The sequence below is a fragment of the Caulobacter sp. AP07 genome (assembly GCF_000281955.1).
In the GTDB taxonomy this organism is placed as follows: domain Bacteria; phylum Pseudomonadota; class Alphaproteobacteria; order Caulobacterales; family Caulobacteraceae; genus Caulobacter.
Genome location: NZ_AKKF01000154.1, coordinates 1 through 18,607, shown reverse-complemented (window position 1 = coordinate 18,607; position 18,607 = coordinate 1). Strand labels below are relative to the sequence as shown.

Below are 18,607 nucleotides of genomic sequence, written 5' to 3'. Positions count from 1 at the left end.
AGCCGTGCGATGGGCGGGGACACACACTCACCCCCAAGTCCTTGCCGATATTGGCGCCGACCGTGCCGTGAGTGTGTGTCCCCAACTCATCCTCGGGGCTGTCCGATGACCAAGAAATCCCCCCCCGGCCCGCTCGAATACCTCCGCCGCTGGCAGATGCAGGCCTGGCTGGCGGCGGTCGGGGTGTTCCTCTACGCGCCGCTGATCGCCCTGATGGCCTTCAGCTTCAACGACAGCCGGCGCAACATCGTCTGGAAGGGCTTCACCCTCAAATATTACGAGAAGGCTCTCAACAACGACAGCCTGATCGAGGCCTTCGCCAACTCGCTGACCATCGCCGCCCTGTGCACCGTGCTCAGCGTCGTGCTCGGGGCGATGGTCGCCCTGGCCCTGTGGCGCTTCCGGTTCCCCGGCAAGACGGCGCTGGACGGGGCCCTGGCCCTGCCGATCGTGGTGCCCGAGATCTGCATGGGCGTGGCCATGCTGGTGTTCTTCGCCAAGGTGCTGCCGTGGCCGGTGGGCCTGCCGTGGCCGCTGAACCTGGGGGCCATCACCATCGCCCACGTGTCGTTCTCGTTCCCGTTCGTGGCGGTGGTGGTGCGGGCCCGGATGGCCAGCTTCAACCGAGAGATGGAGGAGGCGGCCCGCGACCTGGGGGCCGGCGAGTGGCGGACGATCAAGGACGTGATCCTGCCGCACATGGCGCCGTCGCTGGTGGCGGGCGCGCTGCTGGCCTTCACGCTGAGCCTGGACGACTTTGTCATCACCTTCTTCACCGCGGGGCCAGACACAGTGACCTTCCCGGTGAAGGTCTATTCGATGGTGCGGTTCTCGGTGACGCCCGAGGTCAACGCCGCCTCGACCATCCTGATCGTGCTGACCGTGCTGCTGACGGCGGTGGCGCTGAAGCTGCAGGGCGACCCGGCCGGCGTGGCCGGGCATGGGGACAAGGCATGAGCGCTCCACAAACTCCGCGCTCATCCCGCGCCCCCACCGCCGTCATCCCCCGACTTGTTCGGGGGACCCAAGCGGCGCTGCAAGACGAGGCTGGGGCCGGCTCGGCTTGGGTCCCCCGCATAAAGCGGGGGATGACGGACTTTTTGGATCCAGCTCGGGGGCAATCGGGTGAGCGCTGAAACCAACCAACCCATCATCACCTTCGAGAACGTCACCAAGCGCTTCGGCAAGATGGTGGCCGTCGACAACGTCTCGCTGACCATCCAGGAGGGCGAGTTCTTCTCGCTGCTGGGCCCGTCGGGCTGCGGCAAGACCACCCTGCTGCGGATGCTGGCCGGGTTCGAGACGCCCACCGAGGGCCGCATCCTGATCGATGGCCAGGACGTCAGCCAGGTGCCGCCCAACAAGCGGCCGGTCAACATGGTGTTCCAGTCCTACGCCGTGTTCCCGCACATGAGCGTGGCCGACAACGTCGCCTACGGCCTGCGGGTCGATCGCGTCTCGCGGGCCGAGTGCGACCGCCGGGTCGAGGAGGCGTTGGACCTCGTCCAGCTGACCGGCCTGGGCGGCCGCAAGCCCGACCAACTGTCGGGCGGCCAGCGCCAGCGCGTCGCCCTGGCCCGGGCCCTGGTCAAGCGGCCGCGCGTCTTGCTTTTGGACGAGCCGCTGTCGGCCCTGGACGCCAAGCTGCGCGACCAGATGCGCACCGAGCTGTGCACCCTGCAGGAGAAGGTCGGCATCACCTTCATCATGGTCACCCACGACCAGGACGAGGCGCTGGCGCTGGCCAGCCGCTGCGCGGTGATGAACCGCGGCCTGCTGCAGCAGGTGGCCGGGCCCAGCGACCTCTATGAGTTCCCCAACAGCCGGTTCGTGGCCGACTTCATCGGCAGCGTGAACCTGTTCGAGGGCGTGCTGGCTGTCGACGAGCCCAGCCACGCGGTGGTCCGGTCGCCGGACGTGGACTGCGACATCTTCCTCGACCACGGGGTCACCGGCGCGCGCGGCGGCACGGTCTGGGCGGCGCTGCGGCCCGAGAAGATCGAGCTGCACAAGCGCCCCGAAGGCTCGCCGCCGCCCAATATGGGCGACGCGCCGATGGGCACGAACGCCGTGGCCGGGGTGATCAAGCTGGAGGCCTATCTGGGCAGCGAGAGCGTCTACGACGTCGAGATCAAGGGTGGTCGCCGGGTGAAGGTGACGCGCTCGAACCTGACCCGCTGGGACCAGGAGGACTTCAAGCTGGGCGAGGCGGTGTGGCTGGGCTGGCACGCCTGCTCGCCGGCGGTGTTGCTGTCGTGAACCCTTCCTTCCGCCCCTCCCACGGTTGTCATCCCGGAAGCCTCGCAGAGGCTGTCCGGGCCCCAGGGGACTGGGCGAAGGCGGTGCGGTTCACCTGGGTCCCGGACAAGCGCTGCGCGCTTTCCGGGATGACAACGGAGAGTAAGGGCGAACGGAAATGAGACCCGTCGCCGGCATCATCTGCTGCACCCGCACCGTCGGGATCGAGCCGGCCCAGGCGGTGATGAACCGCTATGTCGCCAGCGCCATGCGCTATGCCGACGCCGCGGCCCTGCTGGTCCCGTCGATGCCCGAATTGATGCAGGCTTCCGAGGTGGCGTCCCGCCTCGACGGCCTGATGCTGACCGGCAGCCCGTCCAACCTCGACCCGGCGCTCTACGGCCAGGACGTCTCCGACGCCCCCGGCCCGTTCGACGCGGCGCGCGACACCATGACCGCCGACCTGATCCAGGCGATGCTCGACCTGGGAAAGCCGGTGTTCGGAGTCTGCCGGGGCTTCCAGGAGATCAACGTCGCGTTCGGCGGCACCCTGCGCCGCGACATGGGTCAGGGAGGCGGGGCGGCGGCCGACGACCTGATCGCGCACCACGCGCCCGACGACGTCGATTTCAACGGCATGTTCGACCACCTGCACGAGGTGGCCCTGACCCCTGGCGGCGTGCTGGCCACGGCCTTCAACGCCGAGGCCGCGACCGTCAATTCCGTGCACTACCAGGGTGTCGACCGCCTGGGCGACGGCCTGACCGTCGAGGCCCGCGCGCCGGACGGGGTGGTCGAGGCGGTGTCGGCGACGGTAGGCGGCGCGCCGGTCCTGGCCGTGCAGTGGCACCCCGAATGGCGCACCGACCTCAACCCGCAGAGCCAGGCCTTCTTCCAGCTGTTCGGCCGGGCGCTGCGGGGGGAAGGGCTGCGCCCGCCCGCCTAGTTCCCATCCGCTCATCCCGGCGAAAGCCGGGACTTGAGGCCGAGCCGGCGGCGAACATCCGGGACGAAACGACAAGCACCGCTTGGGTCCCGGCTTTCGCCGGGATGAGCGGGAATAAGAACAAGACCCAGGAGCACCCCCGATGACCGTCCCGATCCGCAACCACGACATCGCCGAACTCAAGCGCCTGGACCTGGCCCACCACCTGCCGGCCCAGAGCGACTACAAGCTGCAGCAGGAGCTGGGCGGCAGCCGGATCATCACCCGGGCCGACGGCGTCTACATCCACGACGGCGAGGGCCACCAGATCCTCGACGGCATGGCCGGGCTATGGTGCGTCAATGTCGGCTACGGTCGCGAGGACCTGGCCAAGGCCGCCTACGACCAGATGCTGGAGCTGCCCTACTACAACACCTTCTTCAAGACCGCGACGCCGCCGCCCGTGAAGCTGGCCGCCAAGATCGCCGAGAAGATGGGCGGCCACCTGACCCACGTGTTCTACAATTCGTCGGGCTCGGAGGCCAATGACACAGTCTTCCGCCTGGCCCGCCACTACTGGAAGCTGAAGGGCCAGCCCAACCGCAAGGTCTTCATCAGCCGCTGGAACGCCTATCACGGCTCGACCGTGGCCGGCGTCTCGCTGGGCGGCATGAAGCCCATGCACGCCCAGGGCGACCTGCCGATCGCCGGCATCGAGCACGTGATGCAGCCCTACGCGTTCGGCGAGGGCTTCGGCGAGGACCCGGCCGCCTTCCGCGACCGGGCGGTCCAGGCCATCGAGGACAAGATCCTCGAGGTCGGCCCGGAAAACGTCGCCGCCTTCATCGGCGAGCCGGTCCAGGGGGCGGGCGGGGTGATCATCCCGCCGGACGGCTATTGGCCGGCGGTCGAGGCCCTGTGCCGCAAGTACGGCATCCTGCTGGTCTGCGACGAGGTGATCTGCGGCTTCGGGCGGCTGGGCCAGTGGTTCGGCCACCAGCACTACGGGATCAAGCCCGACATGATCGCCATGGCCAAGGGCCTGTCGTCCGGTTACCTGCCGATCAGCGCCGTGGGCGTGGCCGATTTCATCGTCGCCGAGATGCGCGAGAAGGGCGGCGACTTCATCCACGGCTTCACCTATTCGGGCCACCCGACCGCCGCCGCCGTGGCCCTGAAGAACCTTGAGATCATCGAGCGCGAAGGCCTGGTCGAGCGCACGCGCGAGGACACCGGCCCCTACCTGGCCAAGGCCCTGGCGACGCTGAACGACCACCCGCTGGTCGGCGAGACCCGCTCGCTGGGCCTGATCGGCGCGGTCGAGATCGTCCGCGAGAAGGGCACCAACCACCGCTTCCTCGACAAGGAGGGCGAGGCCGGGCCGGTGGTGCGCGACCTGTGCATCGCCAACGGCCTGATGGTCCGGGCCATCCGCGACAGCATCGTCTGCTGCCCGCCGCTGATCATCACCCACGGTCAGATCGACGAGCTGGTGGGGATCATCAGGAAGTCGCTGGACGCGGCCGAGCCGGTGCTGCGGGCGTTGAAGGCTATCGAGGGTAGTTAATTTTTATTTGACTCAACTCTCAATAGGTTAAATTAATTCCTTTGCACGGCTGGGGGGCTTCATGACGGTTCCAATGATGATGGTCTCTGCCATGACCGGAGCCGCCGTGCAGGAAATTTTGCAGTGGTATTCTCTTAGAAGAGTTCTCTCCAAGGCTGAGCACAGATCGGTTATATCTGACCCAATATACTGGGCTGTAACCATTGCTATGGTGCTTGGATGCTCTTTGTTTGTTGTGTTTTGGATGTATGGGCGCGAGGGGGCTTATTCCCCAAGGGATGCTCTTTTGATCGGAGTGGCTTTTCCCGCCTTTGTGAGGAAGTCGGTGGCGGGCTTGTCTGGTCCTGAGGAGCGCGCCCAAGGCGTGAGGTGGACGACCTATTTGAGTTGAGGGGGCGAATATGGCGGGGGGCAATCGATCGTCTTGGGGATTGGGGGCGCTGTTGGCGGTTCCGCTCCTGGGCCTGAAAGCGTGCCTCATGATCCCCGTGCATGAGGGGCCAGTTATCGCGCGTGAGGCTGCCGAGGCGTTTTCTCATCGGATTCCTGGAGGTGTCGCCGACGATACTTGGCATGGCGCCGGAGCGGCGAGGGGGGTGCTGGAGGAGGACGCCGCAGCGCGCGCCAGCATGCGTGGCGCCATGGACAACGCGCTTGGTTCGCATTTGGCGCAGGACGGATTTCACCATCTGTCCTGGTCAACCGATGCTGTTACGGCCAATGAGGTCGATTGCATCTTGATTGCTCCGCGAAATGCTCAGGATTTCAGCGTCATGTATGGCTTCCCCCCATCGGATGCTGAATTGGAAATGCTGGGCAAGGCGGTCGGAAAATTCGAATCTCTTTCAATGGCAAAGAAGTCAATATCTGCTTCTGCCGATATTATTTCAAACATCAAAGATAACGATAAAAAAATATTGGTAATAGTCGGTCATAATGAGCATGGGAATATAACGCTTCCGGATGGAGAAGTGGTATCTTTGAAGGAGATAGAAGATGCCTGTGCGGAAAGTGCAAAATTGTGCATTATAGTTTCATGTTCTTCTAATAAGTTTATCAATGGAAAAGCGATGGGGGTGGATAAAACCATTACTCTGAGCGAGGCGGCTCGCGTCGTCTCGAAGGTGGAAGGGGTTGTTAGTAAGGCGTCAAGCGAAGGGGGAACCTATGGCGATGTCGCTGATGCACTTCCGGGAATGCTTGAGAAAAACCTGAATGAGGCTCACGCGAAGGTCGCGATAAGATATACTGTCGCCGCGTCTGTGACGGGTGGTGCGGTTTATGCGGTCAGCAGGCAGGACGACGCATAGTCCTGGACCGAATATTTCCGGGCGCCGGCAGCATTTTTTGTGCCATTTCTGATTTGGTGTCATGAAGTACAAAGAAAAGAAATCCAAGCCCGCCCCCAAGACCACGCGCGGGGTGGCCTCGCTCGACGACGCCAAGGACTGGTTCGGCCGCCAGAACATCGAGGAGATCGAGTGCGTCGTGCCCGACCTAGCCGGCGTGGCGCGGGGCAAGATCATGCCGGTGCGCAAGTTCCTGGGCGCCCCGTCGATGAACCTGCCGCTGGCGGTGTTCTACCAGACCATCACCGGCGACTTCCCCGAGTTCGAGGGGGCGGTCAACGCCGTGCAGTCCGACACCGACATCTTCCTGACCCCCGACCTGGCCACCCTGGCCGTGGTGCCCTGGGCCCAGGACCCGACCGCCCAGGTGATCCACGACGCCTTCCACCCCGACGGCCGGCCGGTGGAGGAGAGCCCGCGCCAGGTGCTGCGGCGGGTGGTGGCGCTGTTCCGCGAGAAGGGCTGGGAGCCGATCGTCGCCCCGGAGATCGAGTTCTACCTGGTCGAGAAGAACACCGACCCCGACTATCCGCTGAAGCCGCCGATCGGCCGTTCGGGCCGCCCCGAGACCGGCCGCCAGGGCTATTCGATCGCGGCGGTCAACGAGTTCGACGCCCTGTTCGAGGACATGTACGAATATTCCGAACGCCAGGGCCTGGAGATCGACACCCTGATCCACGAGAGCGGCGTGGCCCAGATGGAGATCAACCTGCGCCACGGGGCGCCGCTGGAGCTGGCCGACCAGGTGTTCATGTTCAAGCGCACCATCCGCGAGGTGGCGCTGGAGCACGAGATCTACGCCACCTTCATGGCCAAGCCGATGGCCGCCGAGCCCGGCAGCGCCATGCACATCCACCAGTCGATCCTCGACGAGGACGGTAACAACCTGTTCTCGGACCCGAAGACCGGCGACGCCACCCCGATATTCTACGCCTTCATCGCCGGCCAGCAGCGCTACCTGCCGGCGATCATGGCGATCCTGGCGCCGTATGTGAACTCCTACCGCCGGATCGCGCGGGACTCGGGGGCGCCGGTCAACACCCAGTGGGGCTACGACAACCGCACCTGCGGCCTGCGGGTGCCGCCGTCCGACCCCGCCAACCGCCGGCTGGAGAACCGCATCCCGTCGTCCGACGCCAATCCCTACCTGGCGATCGCCGCGGTGCTGGCGGCCGGCTATCTGGGCATGGTCCACAACCTGACCCCCACCGCCCCGGTCGACACCGACGCCAACAACCGGGGCATCGAGCTGCCGCGCAGCCTGCTGGAGTCGGTGGCCCTGTTCGAGGCCGCCACGCCGCTGGTCGAACTGCTGGGGGCGACGTTCTGCAACGCCTACGCCACGGTGAAACAGGCCGAGTACGAGACCTTCATGCGGACCATCAGCCCGTGGGAGCGGGAGTTTTTGTTGCTGAATGTTTGAGGCCAGCGTGGTCGCGCACTTGCCCCCTCCGGGTCGCTCCGCGACCCTCCTCCCCCATAGGGGGAAGAGTTCGCGCGCTTCAGGCTCCGCCCCCTATGGGGGCGGACAGGCGGCGAAGCCGCCAGGTGGGGGCAAGTAAGTGTTCGCCAACACCGGCCACCCCTCCGCCTCCTGGTACGCCGCCACCGCCAATCCCTTCCCCACGCTTCCAAGTCTGCAACAGGACGCCCGCGCCGACGTCTGCGTGGTCGGCGCCGGCTACACCGGCCTCGGCGCGGCGCTGGAGCTGGCGACCCGGGGCGTGTCGGTGACGGTGCTGGAGGCCGCCCAGGTCGGGTCCGGCGGCTCGGGGCGCAACGGCGGCCAGGTCCATGTCGGCCAGCGCAACGACCAGGCCTGGCTGGAGAAGACCGTCGGCCGCGACGACGCCCTGGCCCTGTGGCGGATGAGCCAGGCGGCCCGCGCCCACCTGCTGGGCCTGATCGCCAGCCACCAGATCGCCTGCGACTTCACCCCCGGCATGATCCACGCCCGCCACCGCAAGGGCGGCGAAGCGGAGGACGCGGCCCACATCGCCTTCATGGCCGAGCGCTACGGCTACGACCAGCTGGCGCTGATCGGCGAGGACGCCCTGGCCGACGAGCTGGGGACCGGCGTCTATCACGGCGGCACGGTCGACCGCGGCGGCGGCCACCTGCATCCGCTGAACCTGGCCCTGGGCCTGGCGCGGGCGGCGATGGCGGCTGGGGCGGTGATCCACGAGCGCAGCCGGGCCACGGCCTGGCGACGCGAGGGCGGGTCGATCGTCGTGGAGACCGAGAAGGGCCGGGTGATCTGCGACCAGCTGATCCTGACCGGCGACGGCTATCTGGACGACCTCGTCGGCGGGACGGCCCGCGCCCGGGTGATGCCGATCAACAACTTCGTCCTGGCGACGGAGCCGCTGGGCGAACGGGCCGAGGCGATCATCCGGAGCAACGCCGCCGTCGCCGACAGCCGCTTCGTGATCAACTATTTCCGCAAGAGCCCGGACGGCCGGCTGATCTTCGGCGGCGGCGAGAACTACAGCCCCGGCTTCCCGCGCGACCTGAAGGGTTTCGTGCGGCGGCACATGCTGAAGGTCTATCCGCAACTGACGGACGTGAAGGTCACCCATGCCTGGGGCGGGACCCTGGGCATCACCGTCCACCGCGCGCCGTTCGTGCGCCAGCTGGCCCCGGGCGTGCGGATCGCCGCCGGCTATTCGGGCCAGGGGGTGATGCTGGCGCCCTATTTCGGCAAGCTGCTGGCCGAGGCGGCGCTGGGCGACGGGGAGGGGGTGGCGCTGCTGTCGCGCCTGCCGACCCCGTCGTTTCCCGGCGGGCGGCTGCTACGCTGGCCGCTGACGGTGGCGGGGCTGAGCTGGTACGCGCTGAGGGACCGGATCTAGGGCGTCCCGTTCCAGGTCCTCCCCCTGTGGGGGAGGCGACCCGAAGGGTCGGTGGGGGGAGCCAGCGGTGTCGGCCGCGGATGGAATTGAACGCCCTATCCCTCCCCCCTCCGGTCGCTGCGCGACCGCCTCCCCCACAGGGGGAGGACCTAGGACAAGACGCCGTTGACATCCCTTCCTGACCGCCATCCGATACCGCCCATGCAGTCCCAGACCACCGAGCCCTCCGGCAGCCTCGCCACCGCGCTCGCCCACGCCCAGCGCCTGTTGGCCGTCGACCCGCGACTGGCCGCCGAGCAGGCGCGGGCGATCCTGGAGGCCGTGCCGCGCCATGCCGGGGCGACCCTGATGCTGGCCGCCGCCCTGCGGCTGTCGGACGAGCTGGAGCCGGCGCTGGCGGTGGTCGATCCGCTGGCCCGGGCCCTGGTCAACGCGCCGGAGGTTCAGCTGGAGCACGGGCTGATCCTGGCCCGGCTCGGCCGCACCCAGGCCGCCATCGCCGCCTTCAAGCGCGCCGTGGCCCTGGAGCCGACCCTGGCCGAGGCCTGGCGCGGCCTGGCCGAGGGCCTGGAACTGGTCGGCGACGAGGCCGGCGCCCAGGCGGCCCAGGCCCAGCGCATCCGGGCCGGCGTGCACGACCCGGCCCTGATGGCCGCGGCCTCGGCCCTGGTCGACAACAGGTTGGGCCCGGCCGAGCAGATCCTGCGCGACTATCTGGCGGCCAAGCCCGCCGAGCCGGCGGCGATCCGCATGCTGGCCGAGGTGGTCGCCCGGCTGGGTCGTCACGACGACGCCGAGGCCCTGCTGGTCCGCTGCCTGAAACTGGCGCCCGGCTTCACCGCGGCTCGCCACAACCTGGCCACCGTGGTCTACCGCCAGGGGCGCTCGGAGGAGGCCCTGGTCCATCTGGACCAACTGCTGGCCGGCGAGCCGCGCAACCCCGCCTATGCCAACCTCAAGGCCGCCGCCCTGGCGCGGATCGGCGAATACGCCCAGGCCATCGGGCTCTACGAGGACGTGCTGGCCCGCTATCCGCGGCAGCCCAAGGGCTGGATGAGCTATGGCCACGCCCTGAAGACCGTCGGCCGTTCGGTCGACTGCGTGGCCGCCTACCGCAAGGCCGTCGACCAGGCCCCGGCCCTGGGCGAGGCCTGGTGGAGCCTGGCCAACATGAAAACCTACCGCTTCAGCGACGCCGACCTGGCGGCGATGGAGGGGCAGCTGGCGCGGGCGGACCTGGAGGACGAGGACCGCTTCCACCTGCACTACGCCCTGGGCAAGGCCCACGAGGACGCCGCGCGCTACGCCGAGTCCTTCGCCCACTACGACCGCGGCGCGGCCCTGCGGCGGGCCCAGATCGCCTATGATCCGGAGACCATCAGCCGGCACGTGGCGCGCAGCCGGGCGACGCTGACGGCCGAGCTGTTCGCGGCGCGGGCCGGCCAGGGCTGCCCGGCGCCCGACCCGGTGTTCATCCTGGGCCTGCCGCGTTCGGGCTCCACCCTGATCGAGCAGATCCTGGCCAGCCATTCGGCGGTCGAGGGCACGATGGAGCTGCCCGACATCACCTCGATGGCCCGGCGGCTGGGCGGCGCCGGCACGACCAAGGATCCTTCGGCCTATCCCGAGATCCTGGCGACCCTGAGTCCGGAGGATCTCAAGGCCCTGGGCGAAGAGTTCCTCGAGCGCACGCGGGTGCAGCGCAAGACCGGCCGGCCGTTCTTCATCGACAAGATGCCCAACAATTTCGCCCATATCGGGCTGATCGCCCTGGCCCTGCCCAACGCCAAGATCATCGACGCCCGCCGCCATCCGATGGGCTGCTGCTTCTCGGGCTTCAAGCAGCACTTCGCCCGCGGCCAGAACTTCAGCTACGGCCTGGCCGACATCGGCCGCTACTACGCCGACTACGTGGCGCTGATGGCCCACTACGACGCCGTGTTGCCTGGCAGGGTGCATCGGGTGATCTACGAATCGATGGTCGCCGACCCGGAACGCGAGATCCGCGCCCTGCTGGACTATTGCGGCCTGCCGTTCGAGGCGTCCTGCCTGAATTTCCACGAGAACGACCGCGCCGTCCGCACCGCAAGTTCAGAGCAGGTCCGCCAGCCGATCTTCAAAGACGCCGTCGAGCATTGGCAGCATTACGAGCCGTGGCTGGAGCCGCTGAAGACCGCCCTTGGGCCGGTCCTGTCAGCCTATCCCGCCGCGCCCGAATTTTGATCACTTGATCAGGGCTCTGCTATTTCTGCAACAGTCGGCGTAATTGACGCGACTTTGAATTTTGCGTCTTGCCGGGCGCCGGGACGCAGAAGAGCATCGTTCTCCTAAACGCGGCGCGGGGAGCGAACATGGCGTTGAACAAACCCAACAATCGGCGTGGCCTGTGGACCACGGCTCTACTGGCCTCATCCATGCTCACGGGGGTGGCGGCTCAAGCCCAGCAGGCCCAGACCGGGTCGGTCGCCCTGGAGGAAGTCGTCGTCACCGCCCAGAAGCGGTCGGAAAACCTGCAGGACGTGCCGGTCAGCATCCAGGCCCTGGGGACCAAGACCCTGGAAGAGCGCCAGATCACCGGCCTCAACGACTATGTGAAGTTCCTGCCCAGCGTGTCGATCCAGACCACCTCGCCGGGCTTCTCCAGCGTGTTCATGCGCGGCGTGGTCAGCGGCGACAACGCCAACCACTCCGGCCCGTTGCCCACCGTCGGCACCTATCTGGACGAGCAGCCGATCACCACGATCCAGGGCGCGCTGGACGTCCACATCTACGACATCGCCCGGGTCGAGGCGCTGTCGGGGCCGCAGGGCACGCTGTACGGCGCCAGCTCGATGGCGGGCACCGTGCGCATCATCACCAACAAGCCCACCACCGCGGGCTTCAGCGCCGGCTACGATGTCGAGGCCAACACCATCGCGCACGGCGATCCGGGCTATGTGGTCGAGGGCTTCGTCAACCAGCCGATCAGCGACACCGTCGCCGTGCGCCTGGTCGGCTGGGCCGAGCACGACGGCGGCTATATCGACAACGTGCCCCAGTCGCGCACCTTCCCGACCTCGGGCGTGACCCGCAACAACGCCGGCCAGGTCAAGAACGACTACAACGACGTCGACACCTATGGCGCGCGGGCGGCCCTGCGCATCGAGGCCGGCGAGAACTGGGTGATCACCCCCACGATCATGGGCCAGCAGCAGAAGGTCCACGGCCTGTTCGCCTTCGACCCCTCCCTGGGCGACCTGAAGGTGGCGCACTACTATCCCGAAGGTTCCAACGACAAATGGGGTCAGGCGGCCCTGACCGTCGAGGGCAAGATCAGCAACTTCGACGTGGTCTATGCCGGCTCGTACCTGAAGCGCACGGTCGACAGCTCGTCGGACTACAACGACTACGCGTTCTTCTACGACACCCTGACCACCTACGGGCAGTACTATACCGACAACGCCGGCAATCCGGTGGATCCGTCGCAGTACATCCAGGCTCGGGACGGCTACACCAAGCAGAGCCACGAAATTCGCATCTCGAGCCCGCAGGAAAACCGCGTCCGCTTCGTCGGCGGCGTGTTCTACCAGCAGCAGAAGCACGACATCTTCCAGAACTACAAGATCGACGCCCTGGGTACGGACTTCTCGGTGACGGGCTATCCCCACACCGTGTGGCTGACCAAGCAGAAGCGCGTCGACGAGGACCAGGCGGCGTTCGGCGAAGTGGCGTTCGACATCACCGACAAGCTGACCCTGACCGGTGGCATCCGCTTCTTCAAGGCGCACAACACCCTGAAGGGCTTCTTCGGCTTCGGGATCGATTTCCCGTTCAGTTCGGGCGAGAAGCAGTGCTTCGGCCCGCCGGTCGTCGCCAACTCGCCCTGTACGAACCTGGACAAGAGCATCAAGGAGAAGGGCAATTCGCCCAAGGTCAACCTGACCTACAAGATCGATCCGGACAAACTGGTCTACGCCACCTATTCGGAGGGCTTCCGGCCGGGCGGCATCAACCGCCGGGGCACGGTCCCGCCCTATACCGCGGACTTCCTGAAGAACTACGAGCTGGGGTGGAAGACCTCCTGGCTTGAGAACCGGGTGCGCTGGAACGGCGCGGCCTATATCGAGGACTGGAAGGACTTCCAGGTCGGCCTGCTGGGCGCCAACAGCCTGACCGAGGTGCACAACGCCGGCAGCGCGCGGGTCAAGGGCGTTGAGACCGACATCAACTGGGCGGTCATGCGCGGTTGGACCGTTTCGGGCTCGGCCGCCTATACCAGCGCCCATCTGACCCAGAACTTCTGCCTGACGCTGGTCAACGGCCAGCAGGTCACCAACTGCCCCAATCCGGAAGCGCCCAAGGGCTCGGTCCTGCCGATCACCCCGAAGTTCAAGGCCAACCTGACCAGCCGCTACGAATGGGACTGGGGCGAGTACCGGGCCCACGTCCAGGCGGCCGGGGTCTACCAGACCGGCAGCTGGACCGACCTGCGGCTGATCGAGCGCGAGTTGATCGGCCGGCAGAAGGCCTATGGCGTGCTGGACCTGACCACGGGGGTCGATCGCGACAGCTGGAGCGTGGAGCTGTTCGTCAAGAACGCCTTCGACAAGCGCGCCAGCCTCTATCGCTACGCCGAGTGCAACGAGTCGATCTGCGGCAACCAAGTCTATCAGGTGCCCAACCAGCCGCGGTTCATGGGGATCAAGTTCGGGCAGAAGTTCTAGGGCGGCGGTTTCGTCACTTGCCCCCACCGGACCGCTTCGCGGTCGTCCGCCCCCATTGGGGGCGGAGCCTGGCCGTGCGAACTCCGCCCCCTATGGGGGCGGACAGGCGGCGCAGCCGCCAGGTGGGGGCAAGTGACGACCTGTCTGAGAGTGTGATCGGATGACCCCCCAAGCCCCCACCCCCAAAGCCCTGGGCTTCTGGATGTGCACGGCCCTGGTGGTCGGCAACATGATCGGCTCGGGGGTGTTCATGCTGCCCGCGTCCCTGGCCCCCTACGGCTGGAACGCGGTGTTCGGCTGGCTGGTGACCATCGCCGGCGGGGTGTGCCTGGCCTTCGTGTTCGCCGGCCTGGCCCGGGCCTTTCCCAAGGCCGGCGGGCCCTACGCCTACACCCAGGAGGCGTTCGGGCCGCTGGTCGGGTTCATGGTGGCGTGGAGCTACTGGATCTCGCTGTGGGTCGGCAACGCCGCCATCGCCACCGGGGCGGTCAGCTACCTGTCGGTGCTGGTCCCGGCCATCGCCAAGGTCCCGGGCCTGCACCTGGCCGTCACCCTGGGGGCGGTGTGGATCATGGTCGCCGTCAACATCGCCGGCGCGCGCCTGGCGGGCGGGGTGCAGGTGGTGACCACGGTGCTCAAGCTGCTGCCGCTGATCGCGGTGGCCGGCCTGGCCTTCTGGGTGATCGGCCGCGACCACGGCGCCAGCCTGACCCCGTTTCGCGCGTCCGACATCCACCCGGGCGGGATCACCGCCGCCGCCACCCTGACCCTGTGGGCGCTGCTGGGCCTGGAATCAGCCACCGTGCCGGCCGGCAAGGTGCAGGACCCGGTCCGCACCATCCCCCGCGCCACCCTGGTGGGGACCATCTTCACCGGCCTGATCTACCTGCTGGTCTGTTCGGCGGTGGTGCTGCTGATGCCGACCGACACTCTGAAGGTCTCCAACGCCCCGCTGGCCGACTTCGTCGGCCTGCATTGGGGCGGCAACGCCGGCAAGGTGCTGGCCCTGTTCGCGGCGATCAGCGCCTTCGGGGCCCTGAACGGCTGGGTGCTGCTGCAGGGCGAGATGCCCTACGCCATGGCCAAGGGCGGGGTGTTCCCGGCCTTCCTCGGCAAGGAGACCGCGCGCGGCACGCCGGCCCGGGCTCACCTGGTCTCGGCCGGTTTCCTGACCGCGATCGTGCTGATGAACTACGCCAAGTCGATGGCCGACCTCTTCACCTTCATCGCCCTGGTGGCCACCACGGCCTCGCTGTTCGCCTACCTGGCCTGCGCCCTGGCGGCGCTGAAGCTGCAGGCGACCCGGCGGATCGCCCCGACCCTGGCCCTGACCGTCATCGCCATCGCGGCGGGCCTCTACGCGGTCTGGACCCTGGTCGGGGCGGGCGGCCAGGCGGTGCTGCTGGGCGTGGGCCTGCTGGCGGTCGGGGTTCCGTTCTACTGGCTGACGCGGCGGCGGGGGGCGGTGGACGAGACGGGGACACACACTCATCCCACCGCCTAGCTCATTTCACACGGACCGTGGGGTGAGTGTGTGTCCCCAGCTCATCCACGGCTTCGCGGGACTTGAACCCATGATCCGCGCCGCCGGCACGGCTAGCGGCTTGCCGCCTCCCGCACCGCCGCCGTCAGGAAGGCGGCGATGACGAGGGTGATCCAGAAGCCCGTCGCGATCCAAGCCTTGACGAGAGCCCGTGACAACGCCGGGTCCTTCAGCCGGAACGGGGCGAGGCCGCAATAGAAGCGTCCCGCGGCGTCGCGCGCGGCGAAGGAATACCCCTGCATTTTCCGCCAGATCTCCGGATGGCTTTGGGCCACGATCGAACTCACCTGGGCATAGTGGAACAGGACGGCGGCTCCGCACGCCATGTTGGCTATGAGGAACGCCAGCAGCAGGAGCGCGTCGGTCAAGGTCATGGCGCCACCCTAAGCGAACCCTCTTCCGGAGAGGAGAGGGGGCGGCGCCTGACGGCGTGCCGGCGCTCCGTTGAGGGCGTAACCCCTCATCCTCCCACGCCTGCGGCGCGGGCCCCTCCTTCTCCCGTTGGGAGAAGGTTTTCGTGAGCGGGGTCGAGTTTGAAGGTCTCTACGCCTTAAAGATGAGCTTAACCTTTGAAGCGCAGCCTCAGGCCATGATCACCAGCCTCCTCACCGCAACCGGTCGCATGGTCGTGTGGTTCGGCGGGATTCTCCCCCTCGGCGATCGCCTGCTCGACTCGCGGTTTCGCGACGACGAGGGCGAGCATCTGATGTGGGGTTTGGGCTTCTATGTCAGCCTGATCCTCGGCGCGGTGTCGCTGCTGGCCTGGCGGCGTTAACGGGCGAAACGGCGCGGCGAAGCTTTCGCGCGCCATAAAGTTGCTCGCCGATTCACCATTGGTCCTCTTGGCTCGGTCCGTGCAGTGTGCAATGCAACATGATGTTGCCGTGCAGCATTGAAACAGCTGTCACGTCGGCCCTGTAAGAACGACGCTTAGCCAGTCCGAGGAGTTTACCCATGGCCTACGAACACAACTATTTCGTACGACCCGTCTCCGGCGTCTGGCACGTCACCTGGAACGACGCTCCCGAGCTGATCGGCTCCTACCCCTGCCAACCGGAAGCCGCCGCCGTGGCCGAACTGCTGGCCAAGCACATGCACACCCAGGGCAAGACCGCCAAGGTCCACATCTCCGAGCCCGAAGCCCGCCGGGCGACGTGGGGCCGCAGCATCGTCAACCAGGCCGCAGCCTGATTTTCAAACCGTCATCCCCCGACTTGTTCGGGGGACCCAAGCCGAGCCGGCCGATCTGACACGCCGCTTGGGTCCCCCGCATAAAGCGGGGGATGACGACGTTTGGGGGCTTACCCCAGATACCCCGCCAGCAACCGCTCGGCGATCGCACCGGCCTCGGCCGGCGTGAACACCGTCGCGTCCAGGCACAGCTCCAGCCACAATCCATCCACCACGGCCGTCAGGCCGATCGCCGCCAATCTCGCGTCGACGGCGCCGTCGCAGGCGGTCAGCAGTTCCTCCAGCCGGGCGCGGTAGCCGGCATAGGTCCGGCGGTGGATGGCGGCGATGGCCGGGTCGACCTTGACCAGGCTCCAGAAGGCCAGCCAGGTGGCCAGCAGTTGCGGGTCCAGCACCGGCGGCGCGAAGCTGGCGACCAGATAGGCCGACAGGCGCCGGCGCGGATCGTCGCCCGCCGCCGCGACCGCCGCCTCCAGGGCCGCGTCGATCCTCGCGCCGGTCGCCGCATAGGCCTCGGCGACCAGGGCGTCCACCCCGTCGAAATAGTGCCGCAGCAGCCCGGCGCTGACCCCGGCCTCGGCGCAGATCGTCCGCACCGAGGCCCCGGCCACGCCCTTGGCGGCCAGCACCCGGCCGGCGGCGTTGATCAGGGCGGTGCGGCGGACGTCGGCGGTCTCGCGGGTGAAGGGGGCGCGGGTCACTGTTCCCGCCCAAGAGCGTCAACAAAACCTGTCATCCCGGACGAAGCGAAGCGAAGATCCGGGACCGCCGGAAGCGCTGAGTTCACGCGTCGGTCCCGGATCTTCGCGCTGCGCGCTCGTCCGGGATGACAACTCAATAGGGTCGTCATCCCCCGCTTTATGCGGGGGACCCACGCGGCGCTCGAAAGAAGGGCTGGGGCCGGCTCGGCTTGGGTCCCCCGAACAAGTCGGGGGATGACGGCTGCTTGTGAGGTTGAAGGGAGCGCCTTCACCACCCCTCCGGCGGCCGGTGCAGCCGCGCCTGCGGGATCAGGGCCCGGAGCTTGCGGCCGAAACTCCGGAGCGAAACCTCGGTCTCCGCCAGCGGCCCGGCCGTGAAGCTGCGCGAGGCCATGCCCTGCTGCACCCGGGCCACCAGCTCGGTGTCTTCGGCGTTGACCTGGCGGTTGATGCGCCAGTTCAGATACCGCGCCGCCTGCATCTCGCGCCGCGCGTCGGGCAGGGCGTAGGCGATCTCGCGGATCATCGTCTGGGTGGGCGAGACCGGGATGAACTGCATGAAGTCCACCTGGTCGGGATAGATGTCGAAGGCCTGGTTGGGCCATAGCTTGAAATAGGTCCACAGCCGCTTGCGCTCGGGCGGCAGGTGTTCGACGTCGGGCAGCACGGCCTGGTACATCCGCTCGGACGGATTGCGCGACGGCTCCTCGATCAGCTCGCCCCACATCTTGTCGACCCAGGGCGCGGCCTCGACGCCATAGCCGCGGCCGAACAGCCGGGTCAGGCCGGGGTGGGCGACGGGGATGTGCAGGCCGTCGGAATAGTTGTCGCTGATGTTCTTCCAGTTGACGTCGCGCGGCCGCAGGGTGACGCGGCCGAACGGCTGCAGGTCCTCGAAACGGTAGGGCGCCAGCTCGTGGTCGTAGGGGGCCATCATCTCGGCCACCGACGGACCCTCACCCTCCAGCCGGGCGAAGACGAAGCCGCGATAGACCTCGGTCTCGACGCCGGCCAGGCCCTGCTTGTCCATCTCCAGGGCCGGATAGGTCTCGCGGTGCGGCACGCCGATCAGCTGGCCGTCCAGGCCGTAGGTCCAGGCGTGGTAGGGGCAGATCACCCGCGCGCAGTGACCGCTGGGCCCGTCCAGCAGCCGCGCGGCCCGGTGCCGGCAGACATTGGCGAAAGCCCGCACGCCGCCGTCCTTGCCGCGCACCACGAAGGTGCTCTCGCCCAGGAAGTCGAAGGTGTGGAAGTCGCCGGGTTTCGGGATGTCGTTGAGGTGGCAGACGATCTGCCACGACGGGCGCAGGACCTTGTCCTGTTCTTCGCGGAAGAAGCGGTCGTTGGCGTAGAGCCAGCCGGGCAGGCCCCAGTTCGCGTCGGGGTCGTGGTTGGGGAGGTTCAGGTCCATCTCAAATCTCCACCACCGTGCCGGTGAACACTTGCCCCCACCTGACCGCTTCGCGGTCTGTCCGCCCCCATAGGGGGCGGAGTTCGCGCGTTTAGGCTCCGCCCCCTATGGGGGCGGACAGGCGGCG

Annotated in this window: 15 protein-coding genes; 12 read left to right on the top strand and 3 right to left on the bottom strand. The window is 67.5% G+C overall.

The window, feature by feature from the left end; all coding sequences use genetic code 11:
• Window positions 1-105: 105 nt before the first annotated feature.
• The 10 genes from PMI01_RS12950 (at window position 106) to PMI01_RS12910 (ending at window position 15,138) form a co-directional block, all read left to right on the top strand.
• Window positions 106-957, top strand: a complete 852-nt coding sequence (locus PMI01_RS12950; protein ID WP_007669123.1) for an ABC transporter permease — start codon at window positions 106-108, stop codon at window positions 955-957.
• 231 nt (window positions 958-1,188) lie between these two features.
• Window positions 1,189-2,259 carry an ABC transporter ATP-binding protein gene (locus PMI01_RS12945; RefSeq protein ID WP_369743569.1) on the top strand — a complete coding sequence of 357 codons (1,071 nt, stop codon included), beginning with the start codon at window positions 1,189-1,191 and terminating at the stop codon, window positions 2,257-2,259.
• Window positions 2,260-2,416: 157 nt separating this feature from the next.
• The gene (locus PMI01_RS12940; RefSeq protein WP_007669121.1) at window positions 2,417-3,184 is read left to right on the top strand and encodes a gamma-glutamyl-gamma-aminobutyrate hydrolase family protein; all 768 of its coding nucleotides are present in this window, start codon (window positions 2,417-2,419) and stop codon (window positions 3,182-3,184) included.
• Between the two features lie 142 nt (window positions 3,185-3,326).
• On the top strand, window positions 3,327-4,730 hold the full coding sequence (locus PMI01_RS12935) for an aspartate aminotransferase family protein (protein WP_007669117.1): 1,404 nt from the start codon (window positions 3,327-3,329) through the stop codon (window positions 4,728-4,730).
• 479 nt (window positions 4,731-5,209) lie between these two features.
• Window positions 5,210-6,040 (top strand): hypothetical protein, encoded by an 831-nt coding sequence (locus PMI01_RS27145; protein WP_157223771.1) that lies wholly within the window; start codon window positions 5,210-5,212, stop codon window positions 6,038-6,040.
• A 61-nt stretch (window positions 6,041-6,101) separates the two neighbouring features.
• Window positions 6,102-7,502: a glutamine synthetase family protein gene (locus PMI01_RS12930; protein ID WP_007669115.1), complete on the top strand. Its 1,401-nt coding sequence runs from the start codon at window positions 6,102-6,104 to the stop codon at window positions 7,500-7,502.
• Window positions 7,503-7,641: 139 nt separating this feature from the next.
• Window positions 7,642-8,931 (top strand): NAD(P)/FAD-dependent oxidoreductase, encoded by a 1,290-nt coding sequence (locus tag PMI01_RS12925; RefSeq protein WP_007669113.1) that lies wholly within the window; start codon window positions 7,642-7,644, stop codon window positions 8,929-8,931.
• A 201-nt stretch (window positions 8,932-9,132) separates the two neighbouring features.
• Window positions 9,133-11,154, top strand: coding sequence for a tetratricopeptide repeat-containing sulfotransferase family protein (locus tag PMI01_RS12920; RefSeq protein ID WP_007669111.1), 2,022 nt, complete (start codon window positions 9,133-9,135; stop codon window positions 11,152-11,154).
• Window positions 11,155-11,282: 128 nt separating this feature from the next.
• The gene (locus tag PMI01_RS12915) at window positions 11,283-13,634 is read left to right on the top strand and encodes a TonB-dependent receptor (RefSeq protein ID WP_007669109.1); all 2,352 of its coding nucleotides are present in this window, start codon (window positions 11,283-11,285) and stop codon (window positions 13,632-13,634) included.
• 160 nt (window positions 13,635-13,794) lie between these two features.
• Window positions 13,795-15,138, top strand: coding sequence for an amino acid permease (locus PMI01_RS12910; protein WP_007669106.1), 1,344 nt, complete (start codon window positions 13,795-13,797; stop codon window positions 15,136-15,138).
• A 92-nt stretch (window positions 15,139-15,230) separates the two neighbouring features.
• Here the strand turns inward: PMI01_RS12910 and PMI01_RS12905 are convergent, their stop codons facing one another.
• Window positions 15,231-15,551 (bottom strand): hypothetical protein, encoded by a 321-nt coding sequence (locus PMI01_RS12905; protein WP_007669104.1) that lies wholly within the window; start codon window positions 15,549-15,551, stop codon window positions 15,231-15,233.
• A gap of 143 nt (window positions 15,552-15,694) precedes the next feature.
• Here PMI01_RS12905 and PMI01_RS12900 point away from each other — a divergent pair, with 143 nt between their 5' ends.
• Both PMI01_RS12900 and PMI01_RS12895 read left to right on the top strand, forming a co-directional pair.
• A complete protein-coding gene (locus tag PMI01_RS12900; protein WP_007669102.1) occupies window positions 15,695-15,952 on the top strand; it encodes a hypothetical protein in 258 nt (85 codons plus the stop codon).
• Window positions 15,953-16,131: 179 nt separating this feature from the next.
• Window positions 16,132-16,368, top strand: a complete 237-nt coding sequence (locus tag PMI01_RS12895; protein ID WP_007669099.1) for a hypothetical protein — start codon at window positions 16,132-16,134, stop codon at window positions 16,366-16,368.
• A 110-nt stretch (window positions 16,369-16,478) separates the two neighbouring features.
• Here the strand turns inward: PMI01_RS12895 and PMI01_RS12890 are convergent, their stop codons facing one another.
• Together PMI01_RS12890 and PMI01_RS12885 are read right to left on the bottom strand one after the other, a co-directional pair.
• Window positions 16,479-17,069, bottom strand: a complete 591-nt coding sequence (locus PMI01_RS12890) for a TetR family transcriptional regulator C-terminal domain-containing protein (RefSeq protein WP_007669095.1) — start codon at window positions 17,067-17,069, stop codon at window positions 16,479-16,481.
• A 268-nt stretch (window positions 17,070-17,337) separates the two neighbouring features.
• Complete coding sequence (locus tag PMI01_RS12885; RefSeq protein WP_007669092.1) at window positions 17,338-18,480, bottom strand: aromatic ring-hydroxylating oxygenase subunit alpha; 1,143 nt, start codon at window positions 18,478-18,480, stop codon at window positions 17,338-17,340.
• Between the last annotated feature and the right edge of the window lie 127 nt (window positions 18,481-18,607).

Bases quoted from the DNA above. Each gene is read 5' to 3' on its own strand.
- PMI01_RS12950 (WP_007669123.1), top strand. From the start codon at position 106: ATGACCAAGAAATCCCCCCCCGGCCCGCTCGAATACCTCCGCCGCTGG.
- PMI01_RS12945 (WP_369743569.1), top strand. From the start codon at position 1,189: ATGGTGGCCGTCGACAACGTCTCGCTGACCATCCAGGAGGGCGAGTTC.
- PMI01_RS12940 (WP_007669121.1), top strand. From the start codon at position 2,417: ATGAGACCCGTCGCCGGCATCATCTGCTGCACCCGCACCGTCGGGATC.
- PMI01_RS12935 (WP_007669117.1), top strand. From the start codon at position 3,327: ATGACCGTCCCGATCCGCAACCACGACATCGCCGAACTCAAGCGCCTG.
- PMI01_RS27145 (WP_157223771.1), top strand. From the start codon at position 5,210: ATGATCCCCGTGCATGAGGGGCCAGTTATCGCGCGTGAGGCTGCCGAG.
- PMI01_RS12930 (WP_007669115.1), top strand. From the start codon at position 6,102: ATGAAGTACAAAGAAAAGAAATCCAAGCCCGCCCCCAAGACCACGCGC.
- PMI01_RS12920 (WP_007669111.1), top strand. From the start codon at position 9,133: ATGCAGTCCCAGACCACCGAGCCCTCCGGCAGCCTCGCCACCGCGCTC.
- PMI01_RS12915 (WP_007669109.1), top strand. From the start codon at position 11,283: ATGGCGTTGAACAAACCCAACAATCGGCGTGGCCTGTGGACCACGGCT.
- PMI01_RS12910 (WP_007669106.1), top strand. From the start codon at position 13,795: ATGACCCCCCAAGCCCCCACCCCCAAAGCCCTGGGCTTCTGGATGTGC.
- PMI01_RS12905 (WP_007669104.1), bottom strand. From the start codon at position 15,551: ATGACCTTGACCGACGCGCTCCTGCTGCTGGCGTTCCTCATAGCCAAC.
- PMI01_RS12895 (WP_007669099.1), top strand. From the start codon at position 16,132: ATGGCCTACGAACACAACTATTTCGTACGACCCGTCTCCGGCGTCTGG.
- PMI01_RS12885 (WP_007669092.1), bottom strand. From the start codon at position 18,480: ATGGACCTGAACCTCCCCAACCACGACCCCGACGCGAACTGGGGCCTG.